We start from the raw sequence: 16,904 nt of genomic DNA, 5'->3' as shown, positions 1-16,904 counted from the left end.
GGACATCCGGCGCTTCGCCGAGGGCCGAGGCGTTGGGGGTGGGTCGTCGGGCGGCTGTTAGCGTACTGATCGTTCCGAGAGAGGAGAGGTGTATGAGGGCTGCCACACCTGGGGTGACGTTCGACAGCGACGGGGTGCCGTTGCTGGGGGTGCTGCACCTGCCGGCGGGCGAGGGGCCGCATCCGGTGGTGGTGCTGCTGCACGGTTTTCCCGGGAACGAGCGCAACTTCGATCTCGCCCAGGCGCTGCGCCGGGCCGGGTACGCCAGCCTGGTCTTCCACTACCGGGGCTCCTGGGGAGTCGGCGGGCACTGGTCGTGGGCGAACGGCCTGGCGGACGCGGCGCGGGTGGTGGCGGCCGTGCGGGACAAGCCGTTCGCGGTAGAACACCGGCTCGACCCGGAGCGGGTCGCCGTGGTCGGACATAGCTTCGGGGGGTTCGTGGCGCTGATGACGGGCGCCGCCGATCCGGGCATCGCGGCCACCGTGTCGGTGTCCGCCTTCGACTTCGGTACGATCACCCGCGGGCTCGACGCCGAGGGGCGGCGGGCGTACGTCGAGGCGTTCGACGACGAACTGCTCCCGCTCACCGGCACCAGCGGCGAGGCGCTGGTGGCCGAGATGGAGGCCGCGGGGGAGCGGTGGAGCCTGGCCTCGCTGGCACCCGCGTTCGCCGGACGCCCGGTGATGCTCATCGGGACCGGACTCGACCCCGTGACGCCCGCCGAGGTGCACCACCGGCCGCTGGTGCCCGCGTACGCGGGGGCCGCGCTCGAACACCATGAATGGGCCACCGACCACGCCCTGTCCGACCACCGCGCCGAACTGGCCACGACGGTCCGCGACTTCCTCGACCGCGCCCTCGGCGCGCGGTGACCGTTCAGATCCCGGCCGCGTGACCCGCCCACCCGCGCTCATGGCGCGGTGGGCGGGGGGTCAGGTCGTCTGGCGGAAGGTGTCGAAGAAGACCTTGCGGGTTTCGGCCTGGTCGTCCCACTTGAGCTCGGGCATGGTAAAGATGATCTTGAAGGCGTTGGTGTCGTCCATCGTGACGTACCGGGTCAGGGCGTGCATGGGGACGCCGTTGGCCAGCGTGTAGGTGTACTCCCAGTCGGCCGCCTTCCAGTCGCGATACCGCGTCGCCTGGAGCTGGACCTGGATGTAACCGTCGACGCGGCCGTCCGCCTCCTCGCGGGCCAGCTCCGCCAGGCCGCCGTCCGGCTGCGGGGTCGCCTGCTCGACCCGGGTCGTCATGCCCGAGTCCTTGGGGCCGGTGAACGTGGCGTCACCGCCTGACGCGGTCAGCTTCCAGCCGTTGGGCACGGCGGCGGAGAAACCGGGTGGGGTCTGCTCGCCGAAGCCGTCGGGCACGGTCGCCGTCAGGGGGTCGTCGGCGGCGGGCTGCGACGCGACGGTGGTCGCCGCGCTCGGCACCGGAGCGGGTGTGCCATCCGTGCGGACGTACAGGACGACGGCCACGATCGCGCCGAGTGCCGCGATGGCGGTGACGATCAGGCGCGGGGTGGGGCGGCCGTCGCGGAGCCAGCCGCCGTCGTCGTCCTCGACCCTGCGCCTGCTCTTGGTCAGGCGTTGCGAGGCGCTGGGCAGGCTGGCCAGGCGGTTGTGGGTCAGGTCGCGCGACAGGTCGATGGCCTGGTCGCGCAGGTGGTCGGACGAGGCCAGGGGCCAGGGGGCGGCGCGGCTGTCACTGGTCAGGGGCAGGATCGGCTGCGGTCCCGACGGGCCGAAGGCGTCGTCGCGCGATTCCGGGCCCGCCGAGCCGCGGCGCGGGCCCGAGGGGCCGCCGAACGGTGAGCGGTCGGGCACCCGATGCGATCCCGATGGGCCGCCGAACGAAGGCGGCGCACCGGACGGCGACGAAGGCGGCGCTCCGAGCGGCCCGCCGGACGCGAAGCCCGGCGACGACGGCGGCCCTCCTGGCGGGAAGCCCGGCGACGACGGTGGCCCGCCCGACGGGTAGTCCGGCGGTGGGAAGCCCTGCGACCCGTAGTCCTGCGACGCGTAGTCCTGGGACGCGTAATCCTGGGACGGGTAGCCCTGGGACGGGTAGCCCTGCGAGGCGTAGTCATGCGACGGGAAGTCCCGTGACGGGGGGCCGCCCAGCGGTCCTGTCTGGCCGCCGGTGAAGGGGCGTACCACCGACGGGCCGGCCGGGTCGCTCTGCGACGGATGCGGGCCGGTCCCCGGTACCCGGTGCGACCCCGACGGGCTGGTGAACGCGTCAAACCCGTCCGCCCGGGGCAGCGCGTCCGTGCGGTGGCTGCCGGACGGGGTGGACATCCCGTCGTACGGCATGGAGTAGCCGCCCGACGGGCTGTTCAGCGGGTCGTACGGCACCCGTACCGGCCCCGAGGGGGTCTCCACGATCCGCGACGGCATCGGCCCGGACGGCATGTCCAGCGGCGGCAGCAACTCGGCCGGCGTCGAGTCCGTCCGCGTCGGCAGGGACCGCGCGGATTCGGCGGGGCGCGGGCGGACCGAGCCGTGCGCGTGCAGGACCCGTTCCAGCATGTCGCTGACCTGTTCGGCGGTGAGGCGTTCGGCCGGGTCCTTGCGCAGCAGGCCCTCGATCACCGGTGCCAGCGCGCCCGCCCGCTGCGGCGTGACCGGTTCCTGCGTGAGGACCGCGCCCAGCACCGCGATCGGGTCCGGCCCCTCGTACGGCGGGCGCCCCTCGACCGCGGCGTACATCGTCGCCCCGAACGACCACAGGTCGGCCGCCTGGGTGATCGACTGCCCGGACAGCCGTTCCGGCGGGATGTAGGCGGGCGAGCCCATGAGCAGTCCGGTCTGGGTGATCGTGACGTCACCCTCGATCGCGGCGATGCCGAAGTCCGTGAGGATCACGCGGTCCGCGGTGAGCAGGACGTTGCCCGGCTTGATGTCACGGTGCAGGATCCCGGCCGCGTGCGCGTGCCTGACCGCGTCGAGCACCCGGATGCCGATCTCCGCCGCCTGGATCACCGGGAGCGGTCCGCTCTGCCGGACCGCCTGTTCGAGGGACCAGGCCCGGACCAGTTCCATGACGATCCACGGCCGGCCGTCCTCTTCGACCACGTCGTGCACGGTCACGATGCCCGGGTGGGTCAGCCGTGCGGCGGACCTGGCCTCCCGCAGCACGCGCCGGTGGGCCACTTGCCTGCCCGTCTGGTCCAGTCCGTACGGGAGGATCAGCTCCTTGACCGCCACGTCGCGGGCGAGAAGCACGTCATGCGCGTGCCACACGATCCCCATGCCGCCTCGGCCGACCGGTGACATCAACCGGTAACGCCTGCCGATCAGACGACCCTGGCTCTGTGAAGCGTTTCCCTCCGCACCGGTGCCGCTGAGCAAGCGGTCGGCTGCCATGTTCCCGCCCCAATCTCCAGCCTCATCGGTCACAAGCGTCGCGCCGCCATACTTCCAGATTATGAGCGTTGGCCACGATATAGGCAGGTCATCGCCAAAGGAACCCAACGCGCTTCTTACAAATGCCTTGACGTGCGGAAATATCATCCATCAAATGGATCAGTCAGAGCGGTCGGCCAGTGCTATCAATGCGCTGGTGAATGCCTCTACGGGCGGTTTCACCAGGCCCGCTCCTACCTGACCGGTGCCCGCCACGCGGCCCGCGATACCCGTGTTGACGACGGGCAGGACACCGGTCCTGGCCACCAGCGTGAGGTCGATGCCGACCGGCGTGCCGCGGAAACCGAGCCCCGGGATCTGATAGGCGGGATGCTCGGCCAGCGTGATCTCGTACATGGACCGGGTCGCCGCCACCGCGTCCGCCACCTCACCGCCGACGAAGCGGACGATGGCCGGAGACGCCGCCATCGCGAACCCGCCCAGGCCGGACGTCTCGGTGATCGTTGAGTCGCCGATGTCCGGGTTGGCGTCCGCCGGGCCGTACGCGCCGAGGTAGAGCCCGTCCGGTACGCCCGCCGGACCGGTGAACCACTGATCGCCCAGCCCCGAGACCTGCACCCCGAAATCGGTGCCGTTGCGGGCCATGGCGACGACCATCGAGGAGCCCGGCACGTTTCTGGCCGCGTCGGTGCTCACCTTGCCCGCGGCCATGGCGGCGTTCAGGAAGAAGTGGTCGTTGCCGTTGACGAAGCGCAGCACCTCGGCGGCGCTGCCGGCCGCGGCCTCGACCACCCACGGGGCCAGCTCGCGCAGAAGCAGTGAGGTGGCCGCGCGGTTGCGGTTGTGCAGCTCGTCGCCCATCTGCAGCGCCTGCGCGATCAGCGCGCGCAGGTCGATGGGCCCGCTCAGCTCGATCGCCGCCGAAAGGACAGGCCCGAGCACCCGGTCCATCCAGTGCAGCCGGTCGAGCACCTCGGGCCCGTACGCGCCGTAACGCAGCACCTTGCCCAGGCCCTCGTTGAGCGAGCAGTACGCCGTGCCGCCATGCTCGGTGTCGCGCACCTCCAGCATCCACATCGACGGGCTCACCACGCCCGCCATCGGGCCGACGGTCGCGTGCCGGTGGCAGGGCTCCAGGCGCACCTGCCCGGAGGCGAGCAACTGCTCGGCCGACGGCACGTCGCGGGCGTACTCCTCGAGCAGCATCGCGCCGATCAGCGCCCCGCGCATCGGGCCCGACGCGCGTTCCCAGTCGATGGGCGGGCCCGCGTGCAGGAACATCAGCTCCGGCAGGCCGAGCACCTCCGAGGCCCGCCGTACGCCGACGAGCTGGGGACGGGCCGAGGTCAGGCGGCCGACGGCGCGCTCGTTGGCCGCGGGCAGGCGCGGGTCGGCGAGCACCCGGGCGAGCGCGTCCGCGGTGCCGGGCAGGGGCGGGCGCCACGCGACGGCGGTCGTGGGCACGGCCTGCGCGTCGAGCGACTCCTGGAGGAGGCCGGCGCCGACGGTGATCACGTGGGGCGGGCCAGAGAGCAGGGTCATAGGAGGTTCCTGGCGTGCCGGGCGGCTTGGGCGTTGGACGTGAAGACGGTCGCGCCCGCCTCGCGGAACGCGGCGGCCTGCCGGTGCAGGCCCTGCGGATCGCCCTCGGTGCCGATGAGCGCGACGACGACGGTGGCGGCCCCGTGGCCGCTCGCGTGGCTGGGGGCGTGATAGGTGGTGCGGGCGGTGACGTGGGCGATGGCCGAGGCGAGCGAGGCCGCCGGGTCGGGGTCGGCGCCGTGGCCGAGCACGACGTCCATCAGGATCACGTCGCCCGGCTCCACCTGGGCGAGGGCCTCCAGGCGCAGCGTCGGGTCGATCATCGGATGGGCGCGTCCCCGGGTGTAGGCGTCGTCGCCGTAGTCGGTGAACTCGCCCGACCCGGCGATCAGGCTCGCCTCGGCGCAGAGCGTGCCGCCCGAGTAGATGCCCTTGAGCTTCGTGTACGTCGACGTGGGCGACCAGCCGGGCCACGACTCCCATGCGGGGACCGGCCGGCCGAGGGCGCGCAGCGCCTCCTCTGTCGCCGACGTCAGGTCGCGCTCCCCGAGCAGCGCGGAGACGACCGGCGTACGCAGCGTCTCCACCACCTCCTGTACGGCCCGCGCCACCGCCGGGTCGGGCGGCTTGGAGACGAGCACGATCAGCTCGGTGGCCGGGTCGTCGTCCAGCATGCGCAGCGCCCGCATCGTCGACAGGCCGCCCACCTCGGCCGACAGGTCCCTGCCGCCCACGCCGAGCACGTGGCTCACCCCGGCCCCCGCCTGGTCGAGCAGGGACGTCACCTGCTGGGCGCCGGTACCGGAGGCCGCGACGACGCCGACCGGGCCCGGCCTGAGCACGTTGGCGAAGCCCAGCCCGGCGCCGGCGATCACGGCGGTGCCGCAGTCGGGGCCCATGACCAGCACGTCCCGCTCCTCGGCCAGCAGCTTGAGCCGCCGCTCCTGGGCGACCGGGACGCCGTCGCTGAAGATCATCACGGGCAGGCCCGCGTGGACCGCGTCGAGCGCCTCGCAGAAGGCGTGCTCGCCGGGGACCGACACCAGCACCAGGTCGGCCGGGGTCCTGGCGGCCGAGCGAGTGGTGAGCGGGGGCTGGTCGGCCGCCTGGGTCCGGGAGGCGGACAGCAGGGCCAGGGCCTGGTCGAGCTCGCCGGCGGCGGCCTCCACGCCGTCGCCGCGCAGCGCGACGAGCAGGTCGCCCGGGTCGGCGGGAGGCAGGTCGAAGCCCAGGTCGCGGGCCAGGCCGAGGTTCAGTTCCGTGGCCATGGCGACGATGGCCACCTGCATGCCGGGCAGGTCCGACAGTGAGCGGCTCACCCGCATGAGGGTGACCGAGTCGTGGTAGACGCCCTTGCGGATGAGCACCGCGTCTCGGGTCATCCGAGCACGCTCAAGGCATCGGACGGGGTTCCGGTCCCGCTCAGGCTTTCGGTCATGGCAAGGACGGCGTTCAGGCCGATGGAGATGCCCTGGAGCAGGTCGGATCCGGAGGTGTGGCCGAGCGCCCGCAGCCGCCGCCGCGCCGGTTCGAGCTCCTGCCGCCCGGCGAGGCCGCGCAGCACGGCGATCATCTCGGGGCTCGCCTCGCCTCTGGCCGCGCAGTGCAGGAGCGTCGCCGAGATCGGCGTCGTACGGGCGCGGGCGTCGTACGTCACGGTCGCGGCCAGCCAGTCCGCCAGCCACACCGCCCGGTCCGACCCGGTCGCCGCGCCGAGGTGCCTGAGCGTGACCAGCAGCCCGGCGAGCACGTCGTCCCCGCTCGGCGTCAGCCCCGGACCGAGGCCGACCAGCTGCTCGGCCGCCGTCACCGCGCCCAGCAACCGGCCGCTCGCGCAGCTGGTTGCCAGGAGTTCGATGGCGGCGTTGCCGGCCAGTCCCGGTTCGCCGGGGGCCAGGTGAGGGGCGGTCTGTCTGAGCCGTACCGGATCGACCTGACCGAGCGGCGGCGCGGGATCCCACCAGCGGCGCGCCCGCAGGCTCAGCCGTCCCAGCTCGATGGAGCCGTCGCCCACGGCGGCCTCGTCACCCACGGTGAGGTGCGGCAGCTCGGCGGCCAGCAGCACGGAGTTGGGCAGCCGGGTCGCCGCGCCCGTGATGACGGCGATCACGGACGGCTCAAGATCAGTCCTGACCTCCACGTACGCCCCGGCGGGGAAGACGGCCAGCACGCGGGCGGGGCTTCGCGGCGCCTCCAGCACAGGGCGTACCGCCGCGCTGGCCGCCCCTGTCACATGGGTACGCGGGCGCCTCGCATGAGTACCGACGGTCACCGAACCTCCCTGCTGACGTTGGACCTGACCGTAGAACGTCTCGGACAACCCTCCGTACGGATAAATTTGCCAACAGTCAGCGAGAAGGTTGGCTCTTCCTGACAGACCGCTTCTGGGGTCACAATCTTCACATGGAGCCCCCCGTCCGACTCGCCAGCACGGGCACGATCACCCACGGTGTGTCCGTGGGCGAGGTGCTCGGCGTATCGACCCTCGCGGACGCCCGCCTGATCGCGGGGGAGAGCGGGCTGGGCCGCATCGTGCAGCGCCTCAACGTCATGGAGGTGCCGGACATCCTGGCCTGGGTGAAGCCGCACGAGTTGCTGCTGACCACCGGCTACCCGCTGCGCAACACCCCGCAGTCGCTCGGCCGCCTGGTGGCCGACCTCGACGAGCGCAAGCTGGCGGCGCTGGCCATCAAACTCGGCAGGTACGTGGACAAACTGCCCGACGAGATGGTCGAGCAGGCCGACCGGCTCGGGTTCCCGCTCATCATCCTGCCGAACGACGTCGGCTTCGACGACATCCTGAACCAGGTCCTGACCGACATCCTCAACCGGCAGGCCGCCGTGCTGGCCCGCGCCGAAGAGGCGCACCGGGCGCTGGTACAGGTGGTGCTGGCCGGTGGCGGGCTCGACGAGGTGACCGCCGAGGTGGCCGCGCTGCTCGACGTCGCGGTGGCGGCGGTGGACGGCGGCGGGCGGGTGCTCGCCACGGCCGGGCCGGCCGACCACGTGACCCTCCTGTGGGAGTCGATCGCGCACGAGGGACCGCCGCTCATCCCCGCCCCCACCTCGGGCCGGACCCCTTCAGGCACGCCCGCCTCCGGTACGGCCGGCCGCACGCGGGCGTTCGCCTCCGTGCCCGTCGTCGCGGGCGGGCACCACCACGGCCGCATCGTCGCCTACAGCCCGGCCGGGACGATCCGTGACAGCGACGTCGGCATCCTGGAGCGCGCCGCGACCGTGGCCGCGCTCGTCGTCACCAGGCAGGAGGCGGTCAACGCCGTCGAGAGCAAGTACCGGGCGGACTTCCTGCGCGACGTCCTCACCGGCCGGGCGGGCACGGCCGAGCGCGTCACGGCACGGGCCAGGGCGTTCGGCTGGGACCTGGAACGGCCGGTCACCGTGCTCGTCGCCGAGCTCGACCCGGACGGCGACGAGCGCGCCACCCAGGACCGCCTCGTCGCGTGCTGGGTCGCGGCGATGCGCCGCCACGACCCCCAGGGCGCGGTCGCGGGTTTCTCGCACGAGGTGGTGGCCGTGCTGGACGCCACGGTGGACGCCGCCAGGGTGGCCAAGGACGCCGCCTCCGCGTTCGCCGATGTGCCGCCCGCCACGTTCTCGACCGGCACCTCCCGCCCCTCGCCCGGCGCCGAACTGCTGCCCGAGGCGTACTCGCAGGCCCTGAAGGCGGCCCGCGTCGGCCGCCAGCTCCACGGCCCCGGCGCGGTGGCCCACTTCGACCAGCTCGGCGTCTATCGGCTGCTGTCGCTGGTGAACGACACGGAGGAGCTGCACGCGTTCGTCCGCGAGACGCTGGGACCGCTGGCCCTGGACAACGACGCCGAGAACTCCGACCTGCGCCGCACCCTGCAGGTGCTCCTGGAGACGAACCTCAACGTGGCGGAGACGGCCAGACGGCTGCACTTCCACTACAACACGCTGCGCTACCGCATCGGCAAGCTGGAGCGCCTGCTCGGCAACTTCACCGACGACCCGCACCTGCGCCTCAACCTGACCCTGGCCCTGCACGTGCTGCGCATGCGGGGCATCTAGGCTGAGTGGTCGTGGACTTCGAACTGCGCTCCGAGTACATCCCGCTGTGTGACCTGCTGAAGTACTGCGGGGTCACGGAGACGGGCGGCATGGCCAAACACCTGATCGCCGAGGGGCTCGTGTCGGTGGACGGGGAGGTGGAGCTCCGCAAGACGTGCAAGATCCGGGCGGGGCAGGTGGTCACGGGGGACGGCTTCTCGATCCAGGTGCACTGAAGTCACGGGAAGTCACCGCGAGATTACTCGCTGTTTACTATCCTCGAACATGAGAGTGAAAAAGAAACGGCCCCCGTCGCCGGGGGCCGTAGAGCCCGGGAACGTAGCCCCGGGCGTTGCATGACTCCATGTTAGGGAAGGTCGCCGTGGGTGACAAGTCAAACACCGAAACAGCGCGCGTCGGAGTGTACGTCGACGGCTTCAACCTCTACGACGGTCTCAAGCGCCTCAGCGGTCGGCGTGACCTCTGGCTCGACCTGGCGGCGATGGCCCGGGACCTGCTCAGGCCCGGGCAGCGGCTGGAACTGGTCACCTACTTCACCACGCTGGTGCGCGGCGACCCGACTTCCGTGGAGCGGCAACGGGCCTACCTGGCCGCGCTGAAAGCCCACGGCGCCGACGTGGTGCTCGGCAGGTTTCAGGAGCAGCTGAGGAGATGCCGGAAGTGCGGCGCCACCTGGCGGTCCTACGAGGAGAAGAAGACCGACGCCGCCATCGCGAGCGCCATGGTCGCTGACGTCGCACTCAGTGCGATCGATGTCGTCATGCTCGTGTCGGCCGATTCGGATCTCTGCGCGGCGGTCGAAAAGATCCGCGAGATCGACGTGCTGCGTGGAACCAAGACGCGGGTCGTCGCCGCCTTCCCACCGGGCAAAAGCTCGGACGGCCTGCGCAGGTGTAGCGACGCGTGGTTTCCCATCGGAGCGGCCGTCGTGCGGCGCTCCCAGTTCCCCGATGTGGTGAGCGGCCCTGGAGATGCCGTCTACCATCGCCCCCCGCACTGGAACTGACCGTTCACCGAACCCCCCGAAGGTAGTGCGCAACCACACCTCTGGTCAGGAAAGCGAATTTGGCAGATCATGCCCGTGTACGAGCACGCCCACGGGCCTAATGTGCCCGCAACGGCAGCACGAATCTCAGGCGGGATGCAGAAGGAGCCTGCGGGGCGGCACTGGAAGCGGCGGCCCGGGTGAAGAGGGGCTCACATGGTTTTCGGTTGGACCAAGCACGGCGACGGCAAGCACCTGGCTCCCGGTGAGATCGTCCGGCCCGACGAGCGGCTGACCTGGCCGCGCATGATCGGGTTCGGCGCGCAGCACGTGATCGCGATGTTCGGCGCGACGTTCGTGTTCCCGCTGGTGATGGGGCTGGACCCCAATGTCGCGATCATGATGTCGGGTGTGGCCACGATCCTGTTCCTGCTGATCGTGAAGGGCAGGATACCCAGCTACCTGGGCACCAGCGCGTCGTTCGTGGGCGGGGTGTTCGCCATCAGGGCGATCTTCGGCGGCGACACCGCGGGCGCGGACGCCATCGTGACCGGCGCGATCCTGGTCGTCGGGTTGGTGCTCGCGCTGGCCGGGGTGGCCGTGCACTTCCTCGGGGTGGAGATCATCCACCGGATCTTCCCGCCGGTCGTCACGGGCGCGGTGGTCATGCTGATCGGGTTCGGGCTGGCGTACGTGGTGGCGGACGTCTACTGGCCGCAGGACCAGTGGATGGCGCTGATCACGATGCTGGTGACGTTCGTGGTCGTGGTGGCGTTCAAGGGTTTCATCGGGCGGATCGGCATTCTCATCGGCCTGATCGTCGGGTACGCGCTGTCCTGGGTCGCCGACCAGCTCTTCGGCCAGGTCCCGGCCTACACCGACGGCACGCTCAAGATCGCCCCGCACCTGCGCGTCGACTTCTCCAAGCTCGCTGACGCGCCTTGGGTGGGCCTGCCGTCGTTTCATCTGCCAGACTTCAGGTTCTCGGCCGTGCTGCTCGTGCTGCCCGCGGTGATCGCGCTGATCGCGGAGAACATCGGTCACGTCAAGGCCGTGGGAGAGATGACGCGGACCGACGTCGATCCTTACGTCGGCCGCGCCATCGCCGCCGACGGCGTCGCCACCGTGGTGACCAGCGCCGTCGGCGGCTCGCCCACCACCACCTACGCCGAGAACATCGGCGTCATGGCCGCCACCAAGGTCTACTCCACCGCCGCCTACTACATCGCCGGCCTCATCGCCATCCTGTTCGGGCTCAGTCCGAAGTTCGGCGCGCTGGTCTCCGCCACTCCCTCTGGTGTACTGGGCGGTGTGACCGTCATCCTGTACGGCATGATCGGCCTTCTCGGCGCCAAGATCTGGATCGAGAACCGGGTGAACTTCGCCGACCCGGTCAACATGGTCCCCATCGGCGCGGGCATCATCCTGGCGATCGGACCGGTGAAGCAACTGATCAGCGGCGACTTCCGGCTGGAGGGCATCGCGCTCGGCACCATCGTCGTCGTGGGCGGCTATCACCTGCTGCGGGCCATCGGCGGGCGGGCCCCGGACGAAGGAACGGCCCCCCACGGGAGCGACGCCGGGTGAAGCCGCCGCCGTTCGAACACCACGCGCCGCGCGACCTCGGCGAGGCCCTCGACGTCCTCGCCGAGGTGGGCCCGCACGGCAAGGTGCTCGCCGGCGGCCAGAGCCTGATCCCCATGCTCAACATGCGGCTGGCGGCGCCCGAGCACCTGGTCGACATCAACCGCGTCGAGTCGCTGGCCACCGTCGACCCGTCCGCGGAAGGCGTCACCGTGGGCGCGCTGGCCAGGCACTCCCAGGTGGAGCGGCAGGCCGGGCATCCGCTGCTGCGGCAGGCGCTCCGGCTGGTCGCCCACCCGGTGATCCGCAACCGGGGCACGGTGGTGGGCAGCCTGGTGCACGCCGACCCGGCCGCCGAGCTCCCCGCCGTGCTGGCCCTGCTCGGCGGGACCGTGCGGCTGGCCCGGCTGGGGGGTAGCCGCGAGGTGGCCGCCGCCGAGTTCTTCGTCGGGCCGATGGAGTCGGCCGTCCAGCCGGGCGAGCTGGCTGTGTCCGCATATTTCCCGTCACCCCCGCCGAGGTCCGGCACGGCGTTCCGCGAGGTGGCCAGGAGGCACGGTGACTACGCCCTGGCCGGGGTGTGCGCGGTGGTCACGCTGGACGACGACCTGCGCATCGCCGCCGCCCGGGTGGCCTGCGTCAGCGTCGGGCCGGTGCCGGTCGTCGTGGACGTGGGCGGGCTGTGCGAGCGCCGTCCCGCCTCGACCGTCGACTGGGCGGCCGTGGCGCAGGCCGTACGAGAAGAGACCGAGCCGGAAGGCGACATCCACGCGAGCGCCGCCTACCGCCTGCACCTGGTCGGCGTCCTCGCCGAGCAGGCGCTGAAGGACGCGGCCCGTGAGGCGGCGGAACCGTGGGGTAGCGATCCAGCAGGGACGTGAAAGGGAGGCCGGTTTGGAGCGCGAGATCACGCTGGTGGTGAACGGCGCCGCGCGGCGGGTGCGGGTGCCCGGGCGGCGGCTGCTGTCCGACTGCCTGCGCCACGACCTCGGGCTGACCGGCACGCACGTGGGCTGCGAGCACGGCGTGTGCGGGTGCTGCACCGTGCTGCTGGACGGCGAGCCGGTGCGGTCGTGCCTGACGTTCGCGGTGACCGTCGACGGGCAGGCGATCACCACGGTGGAGGGGCTGGCCGGACCGGACGGGATGTCGGCGGTGCAGCGGGCGTTCGCGGAGTGCCACGGGCTGCAGTGCGGCTTCTGCACACCGGGCTTCCTCTGTACGGTGACCGCGCTGCTGCGGGACAACCCGGCGCCCACCGACGAGGAGGTGGTCGACGGCATCTCCGGCAACCTGTGCCGCTGCACCGGCTACCAGAACATCGTCAAGGCCGTCCACCGGGCGGCGGAGCTGATCGCCGAGGAGACCTAGGGATGACCACCAGGCTGTTCGGGGAGGCGGTCCAGCGCCGGGAGGACCCCAGGCTGCTCACAGGCGGCGGCCGGTACCTCGACGACCTGGGCTCCGGCGCGCTGGAGGCGGCGTTCGTGCGGTCGCCGCACGCCCACGCCCGCATCCGCGACATCGACGTGAGCGCCGCGCTCGACGTCGACGGCCTGGTCGCGATCTACACCTGGGAGGACCTGCCCGAGCGGGTGGGCCGCCCCCTGCCCCTGCTGATCCCGCATCCCGCGCTCACCCACGGCCGCACCGCCTACCCGCTGGCCAGGGACGTCGTCCGGCACGTGGGCGAGCCGGTGGTGATGGTCGTGGCGAGGGACCGCTACCTGGCCGAGGACGCGTGCGGGCTGATCGAGGTCGACTACGAGCCGCTCAAGCCGGTGGTGGGGCTGGAGGAGGCGGTTCAGGGCGCCCAGCTCGTGCACGAGGACGTACCGGGCAACGTGGGCGCCCATCTGGTGCAGGAGGTACCGAGCCGGACGGGACGGAGCGCCCGCGAGGCCATCGAGGCGTCGCCGCACACGCTGTCCTTCCGGCTCGACATCGAGCGCAGTGCGAGCATGCCGCTGGAGGGCCGCGGCGTGTACGCCCGGTGGGACGGCTCCGACCTGCGTGTCTACACCAGCACCCAGACCTCGACCAGCGTCCGCATGGCCGTCGCCGCCGCCCTGGACCTGCCCCTGCCGCACGTCGAGGTGATCGCGCCCGACGTGGGCGGCGGGTTCGGGGTGAAGATCGTGCACCCGTGGCCGGAGGAGATCCTGGTGCCGTGGGCGGCGATGCGCCTCGGCCAGGAGGTCAAGTGGACCGAGGACCGGCGCGAGCACTTCATCTCCTCGGCGCACGAGCGGGGCCAGGTGCAGCACGTCAAGGTCGGGTTCGACGACGACGGGGTGGTCAACGGGCTGGACGTGACGATCCTGCACGATCACGGCGCCTACACGCCGTACGGGATCATCGTCCCGATCATCACCTCGACGCAGTTGCTCGGGCCGTACCGGATCGGTGCTTATCGGGTCGAGTTCTCCGCCGTATACACCAACACCGTGCAGGTCACCCCGTACCGGGGGGCGGGACGGCCGCAGGCCGTGTTCTGCATGGAGCGGACGATGGACAAGATCGCCCGCTACCTGGGCAAGGACCGCACCGAGGTGCGCGCGGCGAACTTCATCGGGCCCGACGAGTTCCCCTACGACCAGGGCATGATCTTCCAGGACGGGCGCCCGCTGATCTACGACAGCGGTGACTATCCCGAGATGCTCCGCATGATCAAGGAGCTCATCGGCTGGGACGACTTCGAGCCCGCCGAGCACCGGGGCATCGGCATCGGCTGCTACGTCGAGGGCACCGGCGTCGGCCCGTACGAGGGCGGCCACGTCCAGATCACCTCAGACGGCCGCGTACACGTCTCCACCGGGCTCACCTCGCAGGGGCAGGGCCACGAGACCGTGTTCGCCCAGATCGCCGCCACCGAGCTGGGCGTGCCCATCGAGCGGATCTCGGTCGTCACGGGCGACACGCGCAGGTTCGGGTACGCGGTGGGCACGTTCGCCTCCCGCGCGGCGGTGATGAGCGGCAACGCCATCGCCCTGGCCTGCCGCAAGGTGCGCGAGAAGGCGCTGCGCATCGCCGCCGAGGCGCTGGAGGCCGACCCGGGCGACCTGGAGATCGCCGACGGCCTGGTGCACGTGGTGGGCGCCCCGTCCGCCTCGATCCCGCTGTCCACGGTGGCGGTCCTGGCCAACCCGCTGCGGTACGCCTTCGACGAGGAGGCGGCCAAGGCGACCCAGTTCTCCGGCAACTCCTCGCCCGACAAGCCGCCGGTGGCCGAGGGCGACGAGCCGGGGCTGGAGGGGCGCGACTACTACTCGCCGATCAGGTCCACGTTCGCGGCCGGGATGCACGCCGCCATCGTCGAGACCGACCCGCTGACCGCCGAGATCAAGGTGCTGCGCTACGCGGTCGTGCACGACTGCGGCCGGCTGATCAACCCGATGATCGTGGAGGGACAGATCCACGGGGGAGTCGCCCAGGGCATCGGCGGCGCCCTGTACGAGCGGATGGTGTACGACGGGCACGGGCAACTGCTCAACGCCTCGTTCATGGACTTCCTCATGCCGTACGTCACCGAGATCCCGCACATCGAGACCGCCCACCTGGAGACGCCGTCGCCGCTCAACCCGCTCGGCATCAAAGGAGCGGGGGAGGCCGGGGTGATCCCGGTCTCGGCGGTGATCGCGGGGGCGATCGAGGACGCGGAGGGCATCGAGATCGACCGCATGCCGATCTCGCCGTCCGAGCTGTTCGACCTCAGGAACCTCGCCGGACAGGCCGGCGGCGGCGCGTGCGATGATCGGCGCCGTGACGATCCATGACGAACTGCGCGCACCCGGCGCGGGTCTGACCACCTTCCCCGGCTCGGCCGCCGAACTCGGCGAGGTGCGACTGATCGACCTGGCCTGGAACGAGCTCGCCGAGCTCCCCGCGTGGCTGGGCGGCCTGACGTCGCTGGCGGAACTCCGGCTGGACGGCAACCGCCTGAGCTCACTGCCGAGCCTGGCCGCACTCACCGGACTGCGGGCGCTGCACCTCGACGGCAACCGGCTGACCGAGGTCCCCGGCTGCCCGCCGTCACTGGAGACACTCTCCCTGTACGGCAACGCCATCGAGACGCTGCCGGAACGGCTCAGCACCGGGCTGCGGCACCTGGCGGCGGGCGGCAACCGGCTGACCGGCGTCCCCGACGCGCTGTGGAAGCTGACCCGGCTCGAATCGCTCAACCTGGCCGAGAACGCGCTCACCGAGGTGCCTGCGGCGATCGGCGGCCTGACCCGGCTGCGCATGCTCGACCTCGGGCACAACCAGCTCACCGCGATCCCGCCGGAGATCGGCGACCTGGGCCTGACCGACTACCTCTACCTGAGTGACAACCGGTTCACCGAGGTGCCCGCCGCGATCGGCCGGCTCGACCGGCTCGCCTACCTCAACGTGACCGACAACCTGCTGACCGGCCTGCCCGAGGCGCTCGGCGGCATGGCGTCGCTGGTCGAGCTCCGGCTCTACAACAACCGGCTGGCGGAGCTGCCCGGCTCCATCGGCGGGCTGGGCCGGCTGCGCGAGCTGCACCTGCAGGGCAACCGGCTGGCCGCGCTGCCCGCCTCGATCGGCGAGCTCGGCGAGCTGCGCGTGCTCGACCTGCGAAACAACCAGTTGCGCTCGCTCCCCGGCGCGGTCGCGGGGCTGGCCCGGCTCACCCACCTGGACCTGCGCAACAACCGGCTCAGGACGCTGCCCGAGAGCCTCGGCGACCTGCCCGCACTGGAGAAGCTCGACCTGCGCTGGAACAAGCTCGACGGCGAGCCTGACGCGCTGCGCCGCCTGGCCGAGCGCGGCTGCGTCGTCCTGCGGTGAATCTCGGTTTTATCTCAAGCGAAAGTGAACCGGCCCTATGAGGGTTGCGTATCTCGGCACATGACGACATTTCCACGTCTGGCCGCTACTGCGCTGCTGGTCGGGCTCGTCGCTGGCTGTACTAACGCCAGCGGCTCAGTAGGCGCGGGCGAGAGCGCCGCGAATGCTGGGGGCGAAGCCATCGTGCAGAAGCCCAAGGTGGTCGACAACAACGTGTACACCGTCGAGCAACTGTCCGAGAAGGTGGGCTGCAAGCCGAAGATCCAGGTGAACGCCAAGGAGCTTCGTACGGGTTTCTGCAAGACCCAGGACGGCGAGTTCTTCGTGAACACCTTCGCCACCCAGGAAGGCAAGGACGCCTGGATGGACACCGCGCCCGAATACAACCCGCACCTGGTCGGCAACCGGTGGACCGTGCTGTCCAGCCGCAAGGTGCTCGATCTGATCAAGGAGCGGCTGCACGGTGAGCTCCATCTCAAGGACCACAGGACCAAGCAGATGCAGACTAGCGGCACCACCGGCTGACGGAGGGCTGGGAAGGCGGTGGGAGTCCTCCCAGCCCC

Annotated in this window: 14 protein-coding genes; 10 read left to right on the top strand and 4 right to left on the bottom strand. The window is 71.4% G+C overall.

Annotated features, from left to right (window positions below):
• The first annotated feature begins 92 nt into the window (after positions 1-92).
• Positions 93-875 (top strand): alpha/beta hydrolase family protein, encoded by a 783-nt coding sequence (locus tag ACGFNP_RS23180; protein WP_393321842.1) that lies wholly within the window; start codon positions 93-95, stop codon positions 873-875.
• A 60-nt stretch (positions 876-935) separates the two neighbouring features.
• Here the strand turns inward: ACGFNP_RS23180 and ACGFNP_RS23175 are convergent, their stop codons facing one another.
• The 4 genes from ACGFNP_RS23175 to ACGFNP_RS23160 form a co-directional block, all read right to left on the bottom strand.
• On the bottom strand, positions 936-3,368 hold the full coding sequence (locus tag ACGFNP_RS23175) for a serine/threonine-protein kinase (protein WP_393321839.1): 2,433 nt from the start codon (positions 3,366-3,368) through the stop codon (positions 936-938).
• Between the two features lie 159 nt (positions 3,369-3,527).
• Positions 3,528-4,910, bottom strand: coding sequence for a DUF1116 domain-containing protein (locus tag ACGFNP_RS23170; protein ID WP_358314215.1), 1,383 nt, complete (start codon positions 4,908-4,910; stop codon positions 3,528-3,530).
• Positions 4,907-6,292, bottom strand: coding sequence for an FdrA family protein (locus ACGFNP_RS23165; protein WP_358314212.1), 1,386 nt, complete (start codon positions 6,290-6,292; stop codon positions 4,907-4,909). Before ACGFNP_RS23165 ends, ACGFNP_RS23170 begins: the two co-directional genes overlap by 4 nt.
• Complete coding sequence (locus tag ACGFNP_RS23160) at positions 6,289-7,182, bottom strand: DUF2877 domain-containing protein (protein ID WP_393321835.1); 894 nt, start codon at positions 7,180-7,182, stop codon at positions 6,289-6,291. Before ACGFNP_RS23160 ends, ACGFNP_RS23165 begins: the two co-directional genes overlap by 4 nt.
• A 131-nt stretch (positions 7,183-7,313) precedes the next feature.
• Here ACGFNP_RS23160 and ACGFNP_RS23155 point away from each other — a divergent pair, with 131 nt between their 5' ends.
• The 9 genes from ACGFNP_RS23155 to ACGFNP_RS23115 all read left to right on the top strand — a co-directional run bounded on the left by ACGFNP_RS23155 (position 7,314) and on the right by ACGFNP_RS23115 (position 16,866).
• Positions 7,314-8,960 (top strand): PucR family transcriptional regulator ligand-binding domain-containing protein, encoded by a 1,647-nt coding sequence (locus ACGFNP_RS23155; RefSeq protein WP_358314207.1) that lies wholly within the window; start codon positions 7,314-7,316, stop codon positions 8,958-8,960.
• 11 nt (positions 8,961-8,971) lie between these two features.
• Positions 8,972-9,175: an RNA-binding S4 domain-containing protein gene (locus ACGFNP_RS23150; RefSeq protein ID WP_358028224.1), complete on the top strand. Its 204-nt coding sequence runs from the start codon at positions 8,972-8,974 to the stop codon at positions 9,173-9,175.
• Between the two features lie 146 nt (positions 9,176-9,321).
• Entirely contained in the window at positions 9,322-9,966 is a 645-nt protein-coding gene (locus ACGFNP_RS23145; RefSeq protein WP_393321831.1) for an NYN domain-containing protein, read from the top strand.
• A gap of 195 nt (positions 9,967-10,161) precedes the next feature.
• Positions 10,162-11,532, top strand: a complete 1,371-nt coding sequence (locus tag ACGFNP_RS23140) for a uracil-xanthine permease family protein (protein ID WP_393321828.1) — start codon at positions 10,162-10,164, stop codon at positions 11,530-11,532.
• Complete coding sequence (locus tag ACGFNP_RS23135) at positions 11,529-12,410, top strand: FAD binding domain-containing protein (RefSeq protein ID WP_393321825.1); 882 nt, start codon at positions 11,529-11,531, stop codon at positions 12,408-12,410. Before ACGFNP_RS23140 ends, ACGFNP_RS23135 begins: the two co-directional genes overlap by 4 nt.
• Before the next feature lie 13 nt (positions 12,411-12,423).
• The gene (locus ACGFNP_RS23130) at positions 12,424-12,900 is read left to right on the top strand and encodes a (2Fe-2S)-binding protein (RefSeq protein WP_219530900.1); all 477 of its coding nucleotides are present in this window, start codon (positions 12,424-12,426) and stop codon (positions 12,898-12,900) included.
• 2 nt (positions 12,901-12,902) lie between these two features.
• On the top strand, positions 12,903-15,305 hold the full coding sequence (cutA, locus tag ACGFNP_RS23125; protein WP_358314197.1) for an aerobic carbon-monoxide dehydrogenase large subunit: 2,403 nt from the start codon (positions 12,903-12,905) through the stop codon (positions 15,303-15,305).
• Positions 15,292-16,341 carry a leucine-rich repeat domain-containing protein gene (locus ACGFNP_RS23120; protein ID WP_358314194.1) on the top strand — a complete coding sequence of 350 codons (1,050 nt, stop codon included), beginning with the start codon at positions 15,292-15,294 and terminating at the stop codon, positions 16,339-16,341. The genes cutA and ACGFNP_RS23120 overlap by 14 nt, the downstream gene beginning before the upstream one ends.
• A gap of 183 nt (positions 16,342-16,524) precedes the next feature.
• Positions 16,525-16,866, top strand: coding sequence for a hypothetical protein (locus tag ACGFNP_RS23115; RefSeq protein ID WP_358314191.1), 342 nt, complete (start codon positions 16,525-16,527; stop codon positions 16,864-16,866).
• Positions 16,867-16,904: the final 38 nt, after the last annotated feature.

It is taken from the genome of Nonomuraea sp. NPDC049269 (assembly GCF_043197155.1).
In the GTDB taxonomy this organism is placed as follows: Bacteria; Actinomycetota; Actinomycetes; order Streptosporangiales; family Streptosporangiaceae; genus Nonomuraea.
Note: the sequence above shows the minus strand (reverse complement) of the source record. Positions and strands in the feature narration are given on the sequence as shown.

Coding starts and splice junctions, on each gene's coding strand:
- ACGFNP_RS23165 (WP_358314212.1), bottom strand. CDS start 6,292: ATGACCCGAGACGCGGTGCTCATCCGCAAGGGCGTCTACCACGACTCG.
- ACGFNP_RS23175 (WP_393321839.1), bottom strand. CDS start 3,368: ATGGCAGCCGACCGCTTGCTCAGCGGCACCGGTGCGGAGGGAAACGCT.
- ACGFNP_RS23170 (WP_358314215.1), bottom strand. CDS start 4,910: ATGACCCTGCTCTCTGGCCCGCCCCACGTGATCACCGTCGGCGCCGGC.
- ACGFNP_RS23140 (WP_393321828.1), top strand. CDS start 10,162: ATGGTTTTCGGTTGGACCAAGCACGGCGACGGCAAGCACCTGGCTCCC.
- ACGFNP_RS23155 (WP_358314207.1), top strand. CDS start 7,314: ATGGAGCCCCCCGTCCGACTCGCCAGCACGGGCACGATCACCCACGGT.
- cutA (WP_358314197.1), top strand. CDS start 12,903: ATGACCACCAGGCTGTTCGGGGAGGCGGTCCAGCGCCGGGAGGACCCC.
- ACGFNP_RS23180 (WP_393321842.1), top strand. CDS start 93: ATGAGGGCTGCCACACCTGGGGTGACGTTCGACAGCGACGGGGTGCCG.